We start from the raw sequence: 18,099 nt of genomic DNA on the forward strand, positions 1-18,099 counted from the left end.
GCCTGGTGAGGTAAGTAGACAAAAGAAAAAGGACGGAGGATCGATGGTGTCGGTCTTCCGTCTTTTTTTGATGGATAGATTAGGGAAGGGAAAATAGAACTAGCCTTCTTTACCGGCCAGACTTCTGGACGGCCGGGAGGAGGACCAGGGAGAGGAAGTAGGCCAGGATGACCTTGGCGATATCTCCCGGGATGAAGAGGAGGAAGCCTGCTTTCATCAGGTCCATAAAGGACTTGCCCAGGCCATTAACCCCGTTCAGGATATAGGCCATGTAGGGGAGGCCGACCAGGTAGGGGAGGAGGGCAGCGATAATGATGGCGGTGAGGAGGGACTTTTTATCCGAGAGGCGGCCGCCTTTTCGGGTGTTGAAGTAGTAGGAGCCGGCAAAAGCGGCGAAGATAAATCCGATGACGAAGCCGAAGGAGGGGCTGACAAAGAGGGAACCACCCTGGGTGATGAGCTTGAGGAGGAGGTGGACGACCATGGCCAGGCCGGCGGTTTTCGGCAGGAGGAGGATAGCGGCGACCTCCACAAAGAGGGTCTGGAGGGTGATGGGGACGGGCCCGATCGGAATGACCAGGAGGGAGCCCAGGTAGGTCAGGGCACCGAACATGGCCGCCAGGGCGATCTCCCGGGCTCCCAAAGATGATTGTTTCATGAAAAGCTCCTTTCTTGAGTGAATGAAAAAATTATTTGAGGATTTGGACTTCTCCAAAGCGGAGGGTCTTTTCTTGCCCATGGGAAGTGGTCACCACCAGGCCGCCCAGGTCATCGATGGCCAGGGCCTTTCCCTTCATGGTGGTGGGGTTGGCCCTTCCCATCTCTTCAAAGGCGATGGTTTTGCCCAGGGTCGAGCAGGCCTTCCGGTAGAGGTCCAGCCCCCGGTCGGGATGGGCCTGGAAGTCCAGGTAGTTTTGAATAATCCGGGCCAGGAGGAGGTTGTAGTCCAGGTCCTCATGAGGGCCGGGGAAAAGGGCTCCGGCCCGGGCCCGGATGTCCTCGGGGAATCCCCCTTCCGGGGTCATGAGGTTGGTTCCGATCCCACAGACGATGGTGTCGATCCGGCCGCTTTCCAGGCCCGCCCGGCCCTCGGTCAGGATACCGGAGATTTTCTTTCCTTCTTTCTCCAGGTCGTTGACCCATTTGATGGTGGTGGGGATTCCGTAGAGGTCCAGGATAGCCCGGTGGAGGGCCACAGCGGCGAAGATGGTGATGAGGCCGAAATTCTTTTGGTCCTCATGGTTCCGCCAGGCGAAGGAAAAGTAGAGGCCGCCGGGCGGGGAGAAGAAGGATCGGCCCAACCGGCCCCGGCCCTTGGACTGGGCCCGGGAGGCGACGACCACGCACTCGGCCCGGGTCTCATCCAGGAGGTTCTTGGCATCCAGGTTGGTGGAGGCGGTGTCCTCCAGGATCCGGATTCCCCCTTCGTCATAGGGCGGGGGGAGGAGGAGGCGGAGGGCCTCCGGGTGGAGGGCCTTGGGCAGGGCCTCCAGGGAATAGCCGGTGGGGGAGGAGGGGATAACAAAGCCCTCATCCTCCAGGCCCTTGACCATCTTCCAGACTGCCTGACGGGAGATGTCCATGGCCCGGCCCAGGTCGGATCCGGAAATGGCCCGCCCCTCATCTTTTGCTTCCTGCAAGAGGGTCAGGACTTGGAATTTTTTGCTGGGTTCAAACATAGGTCCTCCTTTGAAGAAACTAGAACTATTGTACGAGAGAGGAGGGGGAGTGTCAACTCGAAAATAAAAGAGGTTGACAAGAGAAATGCTCATTTTATCTGATGGAAAAATTGAAAAATTATAAGCTTTCTAGTATAAAGAACTGGTAAAATGAAAACAGATAAATATTTTTTTCATTGAATTGTATATTAAGAAAGGAGTCTTTGCATGAAGAATCGAAGAATAGGCGGATTTTTAACCCTGGTCTTTGCCTTTTTCTTGGCCTTGGTCATTCCCGTCCTTTCACCTGTTCCTGTGAAAGCGCAAGAGCCGGAGGGTAAGCCCTTTACGGTGACGGTCCAGTTAGAGGATGGAACAAATTCCCAGCTTATCGGCGAATATGATACCTTTCACCAAGCCATGGGGGTATGTGGCCAGGGGGATTTAACCAAGCAATATGTTATCACCTTAAATCGGGATTATACCATTCCCCGGGACGAGGCTTGGTGGGCAAAACAGGATTCGAATATCGTATTGAAATCAAAGGGGAATAACCAATATACCCTGAAAAGAGAAGGAGACCGGGGATTTTTCACTATTGGCAATACGAGTAAATTACGGTTGGAAAATATTATTTTGGATGGAAATGGGGATGGACGCTGCTGCTCGATGTTTAATACGTCCATGCTGACCTTAGGAAAAGGTGCTGTGATACAGAATTGCACCGATGGTCCTGTGGGAACGGATGGTCCTGCAATATTTGTAACGGGTGAGAGCCATTTATATGTGGAAGAAGGAGCTCTTGTTCAGAATAACCAATCCGCCACCCAGGGAGGAGTTATCCAAGTACGAAATGGAGCCAGCCTAACGATTAAGGGTGGGACCTTTAGAAACAATGCGACCAGCAAGTCGGATGGCGGAGCGATTGCAGCCTACGGGAACTTGGAAATCACCGGCGGTTTTTTCGAGGCCAATCAGGCGGGGAAGGTTGGCGGGGCCATTATCTATGGTGCCAATGCGAAGGGATCGATCAAAAATGCTACGTTTAAGAAGAACCAGGCGAGAACGGGCGGAGCGATCTATGGATTAGGGAAGCCCGAAATTTCCAACTGCAGCTTTGAGGAAAATGAAGCCTTATGGGGTGGAGCCCTCTTTGTTAATAAGGGAGCGAAAATAACAGACACCCGGTTTACCAATAATCTTGCCGATTATCATGGTGGAGCAATCTATACCAATCCCTATGAGTATAATTATAAAATCACTAAGCCGGAGGCCTATCAAAGTCTGGAAACCGATGCCAAGACGCTCTTCAAGGGGAATCGGTCAGCGATGCGGCTATGTGCTCCCCCTGAAAATTACCGAGATTTCACCAATTTGCAGTTTGATCCGGCTTCCGATGTCAAGCACGACATCCTGGAAGAAGAAAGCCTCTTGAATAACTACGACGTTAATTATATCAATCCCTATCTGATCATTCGATTTGATCCTAACGGTGGAAGCGGTGAGATGGAGAATGGATTGGTGGAATTCGATGGAAAATGGGAAACACCGCTGGACTATAAATTACCCCAAAATGGCTTCACTCCGCCTCCAGGAAAGGAATTCCAAGCTTGGGAAATCCTTGATAAGGAATACAAGGAAGGAAGCACCTACTCCATTAACAAGGATGCTGTTGAAGGTAAGGGTTATCTCCTGGTGAAAGCCCTTTGGAAGTCCAAACCCACCACTCCAACCACCCCCACTCCAACCACCCCCACTAATCCGACCACTCCTACTGGACCGGAGATCATCGGCGGCGAGGACCGTGTGGAAACCGGTGAGAAAGTATCTCAGAGATTCTACACCCACGCCGACAAGGTCATCGTCGTCCGCAAGGATGAATTCCCGGATGCCCTGACTGCCAGCGTTTTGGCACGGGCCCTGGATGCCCCCATTCTATTGACCACCACTGACCACCTGGATGCCAAGACGGCGGCTGAAATCCGGAGATTGGGCGCCACAAAAGCCTACATCATCGGAAAGGAAAATGCCATTGCCGAATCGACCGCCCAGGAAGTCAAGAAGATCACGGGCAAGATCGAACGGATCGGCGGAAGCGACCGCTACGAGACCTCCAGCCTGATTGCTAAAAAAGTGGTTGCCACCATTGGCAATACCAAGAAGGCCGTTATCGCAACCGGACAAGACTTTGCCGATGCCCTCTCCATCAGCCCCTATGCGGCTAAGATGGGCTATCCCGTCCTTCTGGTCAAGCAGAATCAGCTTCCCTCGGTGATTCAGAAGACCATCAAGGACCTCTCCATCTCCGGTGTTTATGTGGCCGGCGGAGACAAGGCAGTGTCCAAGAGCCTGGATCAGGTACTGCCGAAAATCCTCGCCCGCGTTGCCGGGAAAGACCGCTATGACACATCGGCCAAGATTGCCGAAAACTTCTTCGCCCATTCCAAGACCGCCTTCCTGGCTTCCGGTCAGGTCTTTGCGGATGCTTTGGTGGTCGGTCCTGTGGCCGCCAAGGAAGATGCTCCGGTTCTCCTGACCCGGCCCTCTGTCCTTCCTGCAGAAATCAAGGCCGTCATTGAAAAGGCCAACTACGATAAGATCTTTGTGGTCGGTCTTGAAAAGGCCGTCAACAAAAAGGTCTGGGAGAATCTTCGCTAGTCAAGACAACGGCGAAGGAATAGCCCACTAGAAGATAAAAAAAGCCCCCAAACTTGGGGGGCTTTTTTTATCTTCTCTTGACTACCGGTCCAGTTAGTCGACCATCTCCTCGGCTTCCTCCTGCTTGATCTTGCCGAAGACCTTGTCCCGGAGGGCCCGGCCGGTCGCGGTTTGGGCCAGTCCGCCTCCGGCGGTTTCCTTGAGGGAGGCCGGAAGGGTGTCGCCGATCTTCTTCATGGCGGCGATAACCTCATCGACAGGGATGTAGAGGTCGACACCGGCCATGGCCATGGTGGTGGCGGAGAGGGCGATGGCGATGGAGCCGGCATTCCGCTTGACGCAGGGGATTTCGACCAGGCCGGCCACGGGGTCACAGACCAGACCCAGCTGGTTGATCAGGGCCATCCCGCAGGCGTCGGCCGATTGGGCAGGGGTTCCGCCCAGGACTTCCACCATAGCCGCGGCAGCCATGCCGGCGGCTGACCCGCACTCGGCCTGGCAGCCTCCCTCGGCTCCGGCAATGGAGGCGGTCCGGGCGATGACCATGCCGAAGCCTGCTGCGACGAAGAGGGCCCGGACCAGCTTGCCCCGGTCAACCCCGTCATCTTCCAGCATGGTGACCAGGCAGCCGGGGAGGATGCCGCAGGAACCGGCCGTCGGGGTGGCGACGATCTGCCCCATGGCGGCATTGCAGTTGGAGACGGAGACCCCTCTGGCCAGGGCCTTGGTGAAGAAGGAGCCGGCGAAGCCGCCATCGTGCTCGCGGGCATAGGTCATGATTTTCTCCGACTCGCCCCCGGTCAGGCCGGAGGTGGAGGGGAGGTTGTCCTCCTCATGGAAGTGGGTCCCGTCAATCATGACCTGGAAGTAGTCATCCATGATTTCCAGGAGCTCCTCCTGGCTCTTGCCCAACTCCTGGGCCTGGTATTCGAGGATGAGGTCGGAGAGCTTGATTTGTCTTTCCTGGGCCTCACCCACCATCTCTTTGATGGAATAAAATTCTTTTGCCATGATTACCTCCTATATCGCCGGGAAGACAACGGTATTGACCACTTCGTCCACCTGCTCGATATCCTCTTTCAGACTGTCAGGGCAGGGGTTGTCGAATTCCATGGTCATGAGGGCCAGTCCGCCTTTTTCCTGGCGACCCAGGGTGAAGTTGCAGATGTTGAGCTGGCTGTATTTTTCCGAGATCATAGAGGTGACGTCGGCGATGACGCCGGGGACGTCGTTGTGGAGGACCATGACGGTGGTCCGCTCTCCGGTCAGGTTGACCCGCATACCGTTGACGGCCTCAACTCGGATATTGCCGCCGCCGATGGAGGCCCCCATGAGGGAGCCCTTCTCCCCGTTCTCCAGCTCATAGGTGATCCGGGCGGTGTTGGGGTGGGAGTCGGGGATGTGGGTGGGGACGAAGGTGAAGTCGATCCCCCGGTCGCGGGCAATGTTGAGGGCATCCCGGATTTCGATGGAATCCGTTTGATAGCCCATGAGACCGGCCATGATGGCCTTGTCCGTCCCGTGGCCCTGGTAGGTGTGGGCGAAGGACCCGGACAGTTCGATGGTGACCTTTTTCAGGGGAGTGCCATGGGTCATGAGGTAGACAATCCTTCCGATCCGGCATGCGCCTGCCGTATGGGAGGAAGAGGGACCGATCATGACGGGGCCAATAATTGAAAATACGTTCATAGGACCTCTTTTCCTTTCTTTTTCGACGACCTTCCTTGTCAAAAAAACCTCTCTTTTCTATAAGTATAGGAAAACGTAACCCATTTGTAAATTGCAAGCTTTTTATGGAACTGATAAAATATTTTTATAATACTGACCTGGCCGGCTAGGGCAGGAGATAAAGGGGGATTTCATGAAACTGACCTATTTAAAGACATTTATCAAGGTGGCGGACCGGGGGTCCTTCTCCCAAGCGGCACGGGAACTCAGCTACACCCAATCGGCCATCACCATCCAAATCCAACAGCTGGAAGAGGAGTTCAATACCCAGCTCTTTGACCGGATCGGAAAGGGCGTTCGCCTGACGGCCCATGGCCAGCTCTTCTACACCCATGCCCAGGCCATCGTCGCCGCATGCCGCCAGGCCGAATATGAGATGGCCCATGCCCCCATCCGGGACCCCATCCACCTGGGGACCATTCACTCTCTCTGCAATTCCTTTGTCCGGGATGTCCTCATGACCTTCTACAAGGCCCACCCCGACCAGTCTGTCCGGATCACCACCGGGTCCCCTTGGCAGATCGAGCGGATGCTCAACAGCAATGAGCTGGACCTGGCCTATCTCTTTGACCGCCCCCTCTATGACGTCAACTGGATCAAACCCGTGGATAAGGAGGAGGCCCTCTGCTTCATCGCCCACCGGGACAACCCCCTGGCCAAGCAAGACCAGCTCAAATTGGAGGACCTCATGGACCAAAGCTTCCTCCTCACCGAACAACACGACAACTACCGCTTTGCCCTGGAGCAGGAGCTGGCCAAGCGAGGCCTGGAAATCCAGGCCCGGTTGGAGGTCCCCAACACCGACATCATCCTCCGCCTCATCGAAGACAATGGCGGCATTTCCTTCCTCCCCGAGTACAGCCTCCGACACCACATGGCCGGAGACAAGCTCAAGATCCTCCCCGTGGAAGACTTCCACCTCTCCATGAACCGCCAGCTCATCTACCATAAGAAAAAATGGCTCAGCCAGCCCATGAAGGACATGATCCGCTTTTTCCAGGACCAGCAGGATTAGGAGGTGGAAAGGTGGGCTGGCCTTCCCTGGGAACCTCATCATTCCGCCATCTCCCAGGGCGGCCCTACCCTGTCTAGCAGCGAAACCGGACTCCAGCCAGGGCGTGACTACCCTGGCTAGCGGAAGAACTGGGCCCCAGCCAGGGCGAGGCTTCCCTGGCTTATGTCGAAATCGGTCTCCAGCCAGGGCGCCCTTACCCTGGCTCGCGGCAGAATTGGGCTCCAGCCAGGGCGTGACTACCCTGGTTAGCAGCAGAACCGGTCTCCAGCCAGGGCGAGGCTTCCCTGGCTTATAGCGAAACCGGACACCAGCCAGGGCCGGGCTTCCCTGGCTTATGTCGAAATCGAACACCAGCCAGGGCGGGGTTACCCTGGCTAGTGGCAGAATCGGGTCTCCAGCCAGGGCGTGGCTACCCTGGCTAGTGGCAGAATCGGGTCTCCAGCCAGGGCGGGGTTACCCTGGCTAGTGGCAGAGTTGGGTCTCCAGCCAGGGTCCACCGACCTGTTAAGTCTCCCATATTATTTCGAGAGCGAAAAAAGACTGTGCCCAAACGATCCATCGTTCGGACACAGCCTTTTTTCTATTCACCAGCAGCTTCTTATAGAAGGCTGCCCTTATTTTTCTTCTTGGGGGGCGGCTCCCGGCTTATCCTCAGAGGAGCCGATCAGCTTGTGGCCACAATTGGAGCAGAACTTAGCAGAAGGATCCTTCAAGCGCTCTCCGCAGTTGGGGCAGTGGGCTTCAACTGCCTCCGGTTTTTTTGTTCCACAATTTGAACAGAATTTTCCGCTATTCTCATGCTTGCACTCCGGGCAAATCCAGCGGTCGGCAGCGACCCCAGTCCCGCCGGAAGTCCCACCAGCCACGCCGGCGCCACCGGAAGTGGTCCCACCGGCCCCGCCGGAAGCCTCCTGGTTTTTCCGGGATTCCTCCGCCATCTGCTGGGCGTTGGTCTGGGAGAATTGCCCCATGCCCTGGCCCATGGCATTCATGCCGATCCCCATGCCCATGAAAGCCTGGCCGGCACCGGCTTCGTTTGACCCTGCGGCCTCCAGGCCACGGGCGATGGCCCCTTGGACATAGCCTTCGCGGATGGAGGGGTCGCCCAACATGGCACCCTGGCTCCGCATCTCGACCAGCTTACGGGATTCCTCATCATAGGAGATGGAGGCGATGGCCACATTTTCGACCACCATCCCTCTTTCTTTCCGCCACTTATCGTCCAGGACTTCCTGCATGTAGTCGGCCAGCTCCTGGCCACGGGAGTTGATGTAGACGATCCGCTCACCCTCACGGGAGAAGCGGTTGAGGGCGGTCTGGAAGGCCGTCAGGAACTCGTTCCGGTACTGCTCATTCACATCCTGCATGGACACGGAGGTGGAAGCATCGTGGTCGGCCACCTCACGGTAGAAGAGGATGGGGTCAACGACCCGGATGGTGTAAGTACCGAAGGCTCGGAGGAAGAGCTCCGCATTGTAGGTGTTATCATAATAGGAAACGGGGTTGGGGGTCCCGAACTTGATCCCCCGAATCTCCTGGAGGTTGATATAATAAGCTTGTTGCTTGAGGGGGGTTGACCCGGAAAAGCGGAAGCGGTTGAAGGATTCCTTGACCCAACTGCCCAGTTCCCCATTCATGAGGGAAGGCATGGAGGAATGATCCACCTTGAAGTAGCCCGGCTCCGCCGTGTAGTCGACGATCTTTCCGCCGTCGATGAGGAGCACGCATTGGTTAACACCGACGTGGATGATGGACCCGTTGGAAATCGTGTCGGGCGTATTCTTCGTGTTGGAATTTCTCCGGTCATCCTTGGACCGGGAGACGCCCGGTGCGGTGATGATTTCGGGGCCCATATAGGCCGATTCAATGGCTTCCAGCCAGGCATCGCCCAGGCCGCCACCGATGGCTCCGGCCCCTGCTCTAATTAATCCCATTCTTTCCTCCTCACTTTCAGTTCAGATGCGGGCCCTTTTTCCGGCCCTTTCGCCGAATTTCCGACGTCAGTAACAGTTTTTCCGGTGGAATGGGATAGGATGGGTAAAAAATAATAAGTCCCAAATCCAGCCTTTGAATTTTTATACCCAATTCCAGGGATTCAAGATCAACCCAGCAAAGAAAGGAACGCCATGAAAAACAACAAGAACAGGAAGCCCAGGAAGATAACCTACTATTATATTATCGTCCTGGCTGCCCTGATTTTAGCCCAAATTTTTTTGGTCCCCGGCATACGACAAAAGCAGGTTAAGGAGGTCCCCTTCTCTAACTTTATCGAGGATTTGAACAATGACCGGGTCACCAAGGTCTCCCTCAAGGAAAACCGCTATGTCTTCGAAGCCAAGGATGACAAGGGGAACACCCAGACCTATGAAACCGGGCCGTGGAACGACCCCAGCCTGACGGAAAGCCTGAAACGAAAAGGGGTGGAATTCGGAGCGACCATACCCTCTCCACCCAACCCCATCCTGACCTTCCTTCTCACCTTCATCTTCCCCCTGGCTATATTCTGGCTCATCGGCCGCCAGCTCATGAAGAACATGCCCGGGTCCAACGCCATGTCCTTCGGCAAGTCCAACGCCAAGGTTTACGTCAAGGCGGAAACCGGCAAGTCCTTTGCCGACGTCGCCGGCCAGGATGAGGCTAAGGAATCACTTAATGAGGTGGTGGACTTCCTGGACAACTCGACCAAGTATGAGCAAATCGGGGCCCTTTGCCCCAAGGGAGTCCTCCTGGTCGGCCCTCCGGGAACCGGAAAAACCCTCCTGGCCCAGGCCGTGGCCGGGGAGGCGGATGTTCCCTTCTTCATCATTTCGGGCTCGGAATTTGTTGAGCTCTTTGTCGGCATGGGGGCTTCCAAGGTCCGCGACCTCTTTAAGGAAGCCAAGAAAAAAGCGCCCTGCATCGTCTTTATCGATGAGATCGACGCCATCGGCAAGCGCCGGGATGGCCGGGGCCTGGGCGGCGACGACGAGCGGGAGCAGACCCTTAACCAGCTCCTCTCGGAGATGGACGGATTTGACGCCAACACCGGGGTGGTCATTTTGGCTGCCACCAACCGGCCGGAGGTCTTAGATCCTGCCCTGACCCGGCCCGGCCGCTTCGACCGGATGGTCCGGGTGGAACTCCCCGATGTCCGGGGACGGCTGGACATCCTCAAGGTCCACGCCAAGGATGTCAAAATGGTCGAGGACGTGGACTTCGACCAGGTGGCCCGGATGACGGCCGGAACTTCCGGAGCCGACCTGGCCAACATCATCAATGAGGGGGCCCTCCGGGCTGTCCGTCAGGGACGGTCCAAGGTAACGACCGAAGACCTCATCGAATCCGTCGAGACCGTCATCGCCGGCCAGCAGAAGAAGAACGCCGTCATCACCGACCGGGACAAGAAGATGATCGCCTACCATGAGGTGGGCCATGCCCTGGTCGCCGCCATGCAGAAGCGGTCGGCCCCGGTGACCAAGATTACTATCATTCCCAGGACCTCGGGAGCCCTGGGCTACACCATGCAGGTGGATGAGGAGGAGAAGGTCCTGGAGACCAAGGAAGATCTACTCAACCGGATCCAGGTCCTGACCGGCGGACGGTCGGCGGAGGAGTTGGTCTTCCACACCCGGACAACCGGGGCTTCCAACGACATCCTCCAGGCCACTCGACTGGCCCGGGCCATGGTCACCCGTTTCGGGATGACCGATGAATTCGGCTTCCTGGCCCTGGAGACCGTGACCTCCCCCTATCTGAGTAGCGACACCGACCTCATGGCCGGCCCCGACACGGCCTCGGAGGTGGACAAGATGGTCCAGGCCATCATCGGTCAAGCCCACAAGGCAGCCTACGCAACCCTGGAGAAATACGAACGCCAGCTCCACGACATCGCCGGCTATCTCTTGGAGAAAGAGACCATCACCGGAGAGGAATTTATGGACATCCTCAACCGGTCCCTGGAATTCTACGGGATGGAGAGTATCGAAGAAGAGAAGACAGAAGAGGAGAACCATGACTAAAGGAATGAATAAGGAAAAAGTCTATATCACGGGTCACCGGAACCCGGATACGGACTCCATCTGCTCGGCCCTGGCCTATGCGGAGCTGAAAAATCGGATCGGGGATGTCGAAGCCATCCCGGTCCGCCTGGGCGAGCTCAACCAGGAAACCCGCTTTGTCCTGGACTATTTCGGGGCCAAGCCGCCCCAATACCTGGAGTCCATCCAACCTATTTTGGGAGACATCAATTTCGACTCCTCCTACGGGATCTCGCCGGGGACCTCCCTCTACCAGGCCACAGAAATTATCCAGGCTAACTACCAGAATAACCTGGCGGTGGTGGATGAGGAAGAGAAGCTGATCGGGATCATCGCCCTGTCCAACATCGCCAACTCCTATGCCAACATCTGGAACGACAACATCCTGGGCCGGTCTCAGACCCCCCTCTCCAACATCATGGACGTCCTTTCCGCCGAGATCCAATTCCTCCCGGACGACCCCCGGACCATCTCCGGCGACATCGCCATCTACGCCATGAGCCATGTGGACAATGAGCTCATCAAAGAAAATGACATTGTCCTGGTGGGAGACCGGGAAAACGCCCAGGAAGATGCCATCAAGAAGGGAGTAGCCCTCCTCATCCTGACCAACAACACCAAGCTGAGCGAGGACCTGGCCCGACTGGCCGAGGACTACCGGGTCACCGTCCTTTCCACGGGCCTCTCCACCTTCACCGCCACCCGCCTCCTTCCCCAGGCCGTCCCGGTGGGCTTCCTCATGACCACCGAAAACATGGTCTACTTCCACACCACCGACTTCCTCCCGGATGTCCAGCAGAAGATGGCTTCCACCCGCTTCCGGTCCTATCCCATCGTGGATTCCCAGAACCGGGTCGTCGGGTCCATCTCCCGCTACCACCTGATCAACACGGAAAAGAAGAAGGTCATCCTGGTCGACCACAACGAGGCCTCCCAGTCCATCCCCGACCTCAACCAGGCGGAGATCCTGGAGATCATCGACCACCACCGGGTGGCCAATGTGACCACAGCCGGTCCCATCTACTTCCGCAACGTCCCGGTGGGCTGCACCTCCACCATCATCTCCCAGATCTACTATGAACAGGGGATCCGCCCCTCCCGTCTGGCCGCCGGCCTCATGTGCTCGGCCATCATCTCGGACACCCTCCTCTTCCGGTCCCCGACCACGATGGAAGCCGACCGCCAGGCCGTCGCTCGCCTGGCCCCCATTGCCGGGATTGACCCCGAGGAATATGCCATGGAGATGTTCAAGGCCGGGACGGACCTGACCTCCAAGAAGGCCAAGGATATCCTGACCGAGGACGTGAAATTTTTTGACATCCACAAGCATAAAATTCGGGTCGCCCAGGTCTTCACCATGGAAGACAATATCCAGGGGGAGATCAACGACAAGCTCTTTAAGGAGATGAACCGGATCCTCAAGGAGCAAGGGGACGACACCTACCTCCTCCTCATGACCAACATCTTCCGGGAGTCCTCCCGGGTTATGGTGGCCGGGGACCATGCCGACCTGGTGGCCAAGGAGTTCGGCGCCAACCTGGTGGACCACACTTTCGTAGCCGACGGCCTCCTCTCCCGGAAAAAGCAACTCATCCCCAAACTCAACCACGCCCTCTCCGAGGTCGAAAGCCATGACTAAGGCCGGGGCCATGGGCCCTTCCCGGGTGGATGCCGGAAGCCAGGCCCCGGAAGGCCTGGGCGTATCCCAAATCAAGGCCGACCGGAAGACCGACCTCATCCCCGTCCGGGCCCAGGGGTCGGAGGAGGTCCTGAACCGGGCCGGAGCCCTTATCCGCCAAGGGGAACTGGTCGTCTTTCCGACCGAGACGGTCTACGGTCTGGGGGCGGACGGGCTCAATCCGGAAGCCGTCCGGGCCATCTTCCGGGCCAAGGGCCGGCCTTCCGATAACCCCCTCATCCTCCACATCGCTGACTTCGACCAACTGCCGGCCCTGGTGAACCAGGACCTGGCCCCCTTCCAAAAGCTCATGGAGGACCTCTGGCCCGGGCCCATGACCCTGGTCTTCCGCCGGTCCTCCCTCATCCCCGACCAGGTGACGGCCGGTGGAGATACGGTGGGGATCCGGATGCCCTCCCACCCCATCGGACGGGCCTTCCTCCGGGCTGCCCAAAGGCCGGTGGCCGCCCCTTCGGCCAACCTCTCAGGCCGTCCCTCGCCCACCAATGCCCGGGACGTCTACCAGGACATGGCGGGTCGCCTCCCCCTCATTTTAGACGGGGGACCCTGCGACATCGGGATTGAATCGACTGTCGTGGACCTGACGGTGGAACCGGCCCAGGTCCTCCGGCCGGGTTTCTATACGCCGGAAATCCTGGCCCCCTACCTGCCGAGGGTAGCCCTGGATCCGGGGCTGGGTCCCGGCCAGGTCCTGCCCAAATCCCCCGGCCAAAAATATAAACATTACGCCCCTCGGGCGGAAATGACCCTTTTTGTGGATAAAAGTGATAGTATGGAAAAGGCGGTAAGGGATATCGTCACCCGCTACCTGGAGGCGGAGTCCCCCGATCGGGTGGGCCTCCTTCTTTTTGAAGAGAACGTCCGGCCCGTCCGGGAAGCGGTCAAGGCGGCCGGTGGCCCGGAGCCCTATATCATCAGCCAGGGCTCCCGGTCCGATCTCAGCGAGATGGGACACAGCCTCTTCACCAATTTGCGTCGATTTGATATGGCCGGGATGGCGGTCATTCTTGCCATGGGGGTTCCGCCCCTGGGCTACGGAGAATCCATCATGAACCGGATGCGGAAGGCGGCGGCCGGTCGCGTCATCGAAGAATAGGAGAAAATATGGAAAACGTCAGAGTCCTGGACCACCCTTTAATCAAGCACAAGCTCACCATTCTGAGGAACAAGAATACGGGGACCAATGAATTCCGCAAGCTGGTGGGGGAGATCGCCATCCTGGCCGGCTATGAGGCGACGAAAAACCTTTCCCTGGAAGAGATTGAAATCGAGACCCCCATGGAGAAGACCACGGGTTACCAGCTGTCCGGGAAAAAACTCTGCTTCGTTCCCATCCTTCGTGCCGGATTGGGCATGGTGGACGCCTTCCTGACCATCGTTCCCTCCGCCCGGGTGGGCCATGTCGGCCTTTACCGGGATCCCGAAACCCACAAGCCGGTGGAATACTATTTCAAGATGCCGGCGGATGTGAAGGACCGGGAAATCTTCGTCCTTGACCCCATGCTGGCCACCGGCGGGTCCATGATCGACACCATTTCTTCCCTGAAGAAGTACGGCTGCGAGTCCATCCATGCGGTGGCCATTATCGGGGCACCCGAGGGAATCAAGGCCGTCCATGATGCCCACCCGGACGTGGACATCACCCTGGCCGGCCTGGACCGCCAGCTCAATGAGGATGCCTATATCCTTCCGGGCTTGGGCGATGCGGGCGACCGCCTCTTCGGGACGAAATAAAGGAAGTATTTGGAATCATTTCCCGAAAAGAAGGGATTCGAAGAGACACGAGCGAGGATAAATATGACTTATATTAGAGTTCGAAGGAGTGAGCCCCTTCGGGGGACGGTTCCCATCTCCGGGGCAAAGAATGCCGCCCTGCCGATTTTAGCCGCCTCCCTCCTCGGCAACCAGGAGATTATTCTGGAGAATATTCCCCCCTTACGGGACGTTGACGTTATGGTCGAGGTCTTGCGGTCCCTCAATGCCAAAGTGGACTACATTGGAGAGGATGTCATCCGGATCGACCCCACCACCGTCGACCGGTATGAGGCCCCCTATGACCTGGTCAACCGGATGCGGGCCTCCTTCATCGTCATGGGCCCCCTCCTGACCAAGTTTGGCCGGACCAAGATCGGCCTGCCGGGCGGTTGTTCCATCGGCAAGCGGCCGGTAGACCTCCACCTTAAGGGCTTTGCCGCCCTGGGTGCGGAGATTGACCAGGAACCCAATATCATCGGGGCCAAGGCCCCCTCCAGCGGCCTGGTGGGTGGCCGGATCTACCTGGACTTCCCCTCTGTCGGGGCGACCCAGAACATCATGCTGGCGGCTTCCATGGCCAAGGGGGAAACCATCATCGAAAATGCCGCCAAGGAGCCGGAAAACGTGGACTTAGCTAACTTTATCAACAAGATGGGGGGCAAGATCCGGGGAGCCGGAACCTCCACTGTGGTCATCCAAGGGGTGGACCACCTGACCGGTGCCCGACACTCCATCATCCCCGACCGGATTGAAGCGGCCACCTTCCTGGTTGGGGCTGCCATGACGGGGGGCGAGGTGACGGTAGAAAACGTCCTTAGCGAGCACATCCGTCCCGTTTTGGCCAAGCTGAGAGAAGCCGGCTGCGACATCAATGAGGATGAGGACCAGGACAGGATCACCATCCATGCCTCCGGCCGACCCAAGGCCATCAACATCCGGACCCTTCCCTATCCGGGCCTGCCCACGGACGTCCAGGCCCAGTTCATGGCCATGATGACCACGGCTAAGGGCCAGTCCAAGGTGGATGAGACGGTTTTCGAGAACCGCTTCATGCATGTGGACGAACTCAACAAGATGGGGGCATTGATCCTGACCGAGGGCAATGAGGCCATCATCCGGGGGGTTGACCACCTGGTCGGGACCAAGGTCCAGGCTACCGACCTCCGGGCGGGCGCAGCCCTGGTCCTGGCCGGCTTGGTCGCCGAGGGGGAGACCCAGGTCTACAATGTCTTCCACTTAGACCGTGGCTACTACAAGTTTGAGGAAAAACTCCGGGGCTTGGGTGCTGATATTTTCCGGATGGAGGAGGACGACTAGGCCGGAGGGCCGGGTCAAGAAAGGAAAACACCATGCAGGTTGAAGGGGTCGTGGACCGGGTCCGCTATCACAGTCGGGAGAATGGATTCACCGTCTTCGTGCTGGCCACGGAGGACGGTCCCTTGACCTGCGTGGGAAACTTTTTGGACATCAATCCGGGGGAGGCCTATGTTCTGGACGGGGACCTGGCCATCCACCCCAAGTTCGGTGCCCAATTTTCGGTAACAAGCTGGACAAAGAAGGAGCCATCAACGAGAGAACAGTTGGTGGCTTATTTGTCGTCCGGCCTCTTTCCCCACATCGGAGAAAGTCGGGCCAAGAAGCTGGTCGACCTCTATGGGGAGAAAACCCTGGAAACCATCACGGACCACCCGGAGGCCTTGAAGAAGATCCGGGGGATCGGAAAGAAAAGGGCGGAGGAAATCCACCAGGCCCTCCTCGACCAGGCCGCCAACCGGGCCTCCATGATTTATCTCCAGTCCCTGGACTTGGGGATGAAGCTGGCCTCCCGGATCTTGGACAAGTATGGGCGGAATACGGAGGCCATCATCCGGGAAAACCCCTACCGCCTGGCTGAGGACATCGAGGGGGTGGGATTTTTGACCGCCGACAAGCTGGCCCGGAAGCTGGGGGTGGAGGAGGACTCCTACTTCCGGACCCTGGCCGGCCTCCACTATCTTTTCCAGACCCGGATGGAGGAAGAGGGGTCTTCCTTCTGGACGGGAGACCGGCTGGAAGAGGAGCTGGAAAAGCTCCTGGGCCTGGCCTCCTCCCACCTGGACCCGGCCCTGGAAGCCTTGCAAGGACAGGGGAGGGTCCACCGGGAAGGAGGGCTCATGCCCGGCCCTGAGGACCGCTGGTATCCGGACTGGGCTTACTCAGCGGAGCAGGTCATTGCCGGCGGTCTAGCCATCCTCATGGAAGAGGACCGGGAGGACTTGGTCATTGACAAGAGCAAGGTCGAAGGGGCCATGGGTCTCCGGCTCTCCGGCCTCCAGGAAGAGGCGGTGGACCGGTCGGCCCGGGAGCCCATCCTGGTCATCACCGGGGGACCTGGGACCGGAAAGACCACCATCCTCCGGGCCATCCTGGAGGTTTTTGACCAAAACGGCCTGACCTCCGACCTGGCTGCCCCCACGGGAAGGGCAGCCAAACGGATGGAGGAGTCCACCGGCCGGACCGCCTCCACCATCCACCGGCTCCTGGGCTTCAAGGGGTCGGAGGAGGGCGGGGTCATCCCGGAATACGACGGGGACAACCCTCTACCCTTGGATGCCCTCATCGTCGATGAGGCTTCCATGATCGACCTCTCCCTCATGGCCACCTTGGTCCGGGCTTTGCCCGATGGGGCCCGCCTGGTCTTGGTCGGGGATGTGGACCAGCTCCCTTCGGTGGGGGCCGGCAATGTCCTCCATGACCTCATCCGGTCCGAGGTCATTCCCACCATCAAGTTGGACCGGATCTACCGACAGTCCAAGGAGTCCCTCATCGTCTCCAACGCCCACCGGATCCACCATGGCCAGCTTCCGGAGGTCAATGACAAGGAGGGGGACTTCTTCTTCCTCCCCACGCCTACAGACCGGGATGCGGCGGACCTGGTGGAGGACCTGGTCGCCCGCCGTCTGCCTCAGGCCTACGATTGGGACCCCCTCAGGGACATCCAGGTCCTTTCAGCCATGAAGAAGGGGGTCTGCGGGGTCGAGGAGCTCAATCGGAGGCTCCAGGCTGCCCTCAACCCCCAAGGGGCCCGGGCGGACCATGTGACCTCGGGCCGGGACCGGAGCTTTTGGCCGGGGGACAAGGTCATGCAGGTCAAAAACAACTACAACCTCCTCTGGACCGATGGAGGGGAGGTCCAGGGCCAGGGGGTCTACAATGGGGACTTCGGCTTCGTTGAGGAGGTCCTCCCGGAGGGCGAAGGGCTGGTTGTGGACTTTGAAGGCCGCCGGGTGACCTACGACCTCCAGACCATGGGGGAGTTGGACCATGCCTTTGCCATCACCATCCACAAGGCCCAGGGGTCGGAATTCCCCTGCCTGGTCCTCCCCATGGTGGCCGGGCCTCCCTTTTTCCTGACCCGGAACCTCCTCTACACCGCCATCACCCGGGCGAGGAAACTCTGCATCCTGGTGGGGAGCCGGCGAATCATGGAGTCCATGATCAAGAATGACCGGTCGGACGCCCGCCAGACCTCTTTGAACAGGGCTATCGTGGAGAGTATGGAAAGAGGGTCACCCTTTGACTTTTAAGGAG

13 protein-coding genes are annotated in these 18,099 nt (G+C 58.1%); 8 read left to right on the forward strand and 5 right to left on the reverse strand.

Annotated elements, in window-relative coordinates; genetic code table 11:
* Window positions 1-109 precede the first annotated feature (109 nt).
* Together HGKM_RS02125 and HGKM_RS02130 are read right to left on the reverse strand one after the other, a co-directional pair.
* Window positions 110-658, reverse strand: coding sequence for a biotin transporter BioY (locus tag HGKM_RS02125; RefSeq protein WP_019133681.1), 549 nt, complete (start codon window positions 656-658; stop codon window positions 110-112).
* A 31-nt stretch (window positions 659-689) separates the two neighbouring features.
* Window positions 690-1,679 (reverse strand): biotin--[acetyl-CoA-carboxylase] ligase, encoded by a 990-nt coding sequence (locus HGKM_RS02130; protein ID WP_019133682.1) that lies wholly within the window; start codon window positions 1,677-1,679, stop codon window positions 690-692.
* A 207-nt stretch (window positions 1,680-1,886) separates the two neighbouring features.
* On the opposite strand from HGKM_RS02130, the gene HGKM_RS08165 reads away from it, so the two are divergent.
* On the forward strand, window positions 1,887-4,316 hold the full coding sequence (locus HGKM_RS08165) for a cell wall-binding repeat-containing protein (protein WP_019133683.1): 2,430 nt from the start codon (window positions 1,887-1,889) through the stop codon (window positions 4,314-4,316).
* Between the two features lie 93 nt (window positions 4,317-4,409).
* Here the strand turns inward: HGKM_RS08165 and sdaAA are convergent, their stop codons facing one another.
* Together sdaAA and sdaAB are read right to left on the reverse strand one after the other, a co-directional pair.
* Entirely contained in the window at window positions 4,410-5,327 is a 918-nt protein-coding gene (sdaAA, locus tag HGKM_RS02140; RefSeq protein WP_019133684.1) for an L-serine ammonia-lyase, iron-sulfur-dependent, subunit alpha, read from the reverse strand.
* A gap of 9 nt (window positions 5,328-5,336) precedes the next feature.
* Window positions 5,337-6,005: an L-serine ammonia-lyase, iron-sulfur-dependent subunit beta gene (sdaAB, locus tag HGKM_RS02145; protein WP_019133685.1), complete on the reverse strand. Its 669-nt coding sequence runs from the start codon at window positions 6,003-6,005 to the stop codon at window positions 5,337-5,339.
* A gap of 172 nt (window positions 6,006-6,177) precedes the next feature.
* On the opposite strand from sdaAB, the gene HGKM_RS02150 reads away from it, so the two are divergent.
* The gene (locus HGKM_RS02150; protein WP_019133686.1) at window positions 6,178-7,059 is read left to right on the forward strand and encodes a LysR family transcriptional regulator; all 882 of its coding nucleotides are present in this window, start codon (window positions 6,178-6,180) and stop codon (window positions 7,057-7,059) included.
* A gap of 614 nt (window positions 7,060-7,673) precedes the next feature.
* Here the strand turns inward: HGKM_RS02150 and HGKM_RS02155 are convergent.
* Entirely contained in the window at window positions 7,674-8,993 is a 1,320-nt protein-coding gene (locus HGKM_RS02155; protein WP_019133687.1) for an SPFH domain-containing protein, read from the reverse strand.
* A 192-nt stretch (window positions 8,994-9,185) separates the two neighbouring features.
* Here HGKM_RS02155 and ftsH point away from each other — a divergent pair, with 192 nt between their 5' ends.
* From ftsH to recD2, 6 genes are all read left to right on the forward strand, one after another.
* Complete coding sequence (ftsH, locus tag HGKM_RS02160) at window positions 9,186-11,057, forward strand: ATP-dependent zinc metalloprotease FtsH (RefSeq protein WP_019133688.1); 1,872 nt, start codon at window positions 9,186-9,188, stop codon at window positions 11,055-11,057.
* Window positions 11,050-12,714: a putative manganese-dependent inorganic diphosphatase gene (locus tag HGKM_RS02165; RefSeq protein ID WP_019133689.1), complete on the forward strand. Its 1,665-nt coding sequence runs from the start codon at window positions 11,050-11,052 to the stop codon at window positions 12,712-12,714. Before ftsH ends, HGKM_RS02165 begins: the two co-directional genes overlap by 8 nt.
* Entirely contained in the window at window positions 12,707-13,870 is a 1,164-nt protein-coding gene (locus tag HGKM_RS02170) for an L-threonylcarbamoyladenylate synthase (RefSeq protein ID WP_019133690.1), read from the forward strand. Before HGKM_RS02165 ends, HGKM_RS02170 begins: the two co-directional genes overlap by 8 nt.
* A gap of 8 nt (window positions 13,871-13,878) precedes the next feature.
* Entirely contained in the window at window positions 13,879-14,508 is a 630-nt protein-coding gene (gene upp, locus HGKM_RS02175; protein ID WP_019133691.1) for a uracil phosphoribosyltransferase, read from the forward strand.
* Window positions 14,509-14,571: 63 nt separating this feature from the next.
* Window positions 14,572-15,846, forward strand: a complete 1,275-nt coding sequence (murA, locus tag HGKM_RS02180; protein WP_019133692.1) for a UDP-N-acetylglucosamine 1-carboxyvinyltransferase — start codon at window positions 14,572-14,574, stop codon at window positions 15,844-15,846.
* Between the two features lie 32 nt (window positions 15,847-15,878).
* Window positions 15,879-18,095 (forward strand): SF1B family DNA helicase RecD2, encoded by a 2,217-nt coding sequence (gene recD2 / locus HGKM_RS02185; protein WP_019133693.1) that lies wholly within the window; start codon window positions 15,879-15,881, stop codon window positions 18,093-18,095.
* The last annotated feature ends 4 nt before the right edge of the window (window positions 18,096-18,099 follow it).

It is taken from the genome of Kallipyga massiliensis ph2 (assembly GCF_000311985.1).
Classification (GTDB): Bacteria; Bacillota; Clostridia; order Tissierellales; family Peptoniphilaceae; genus Kallipyga; species Kallipyga massiliensis.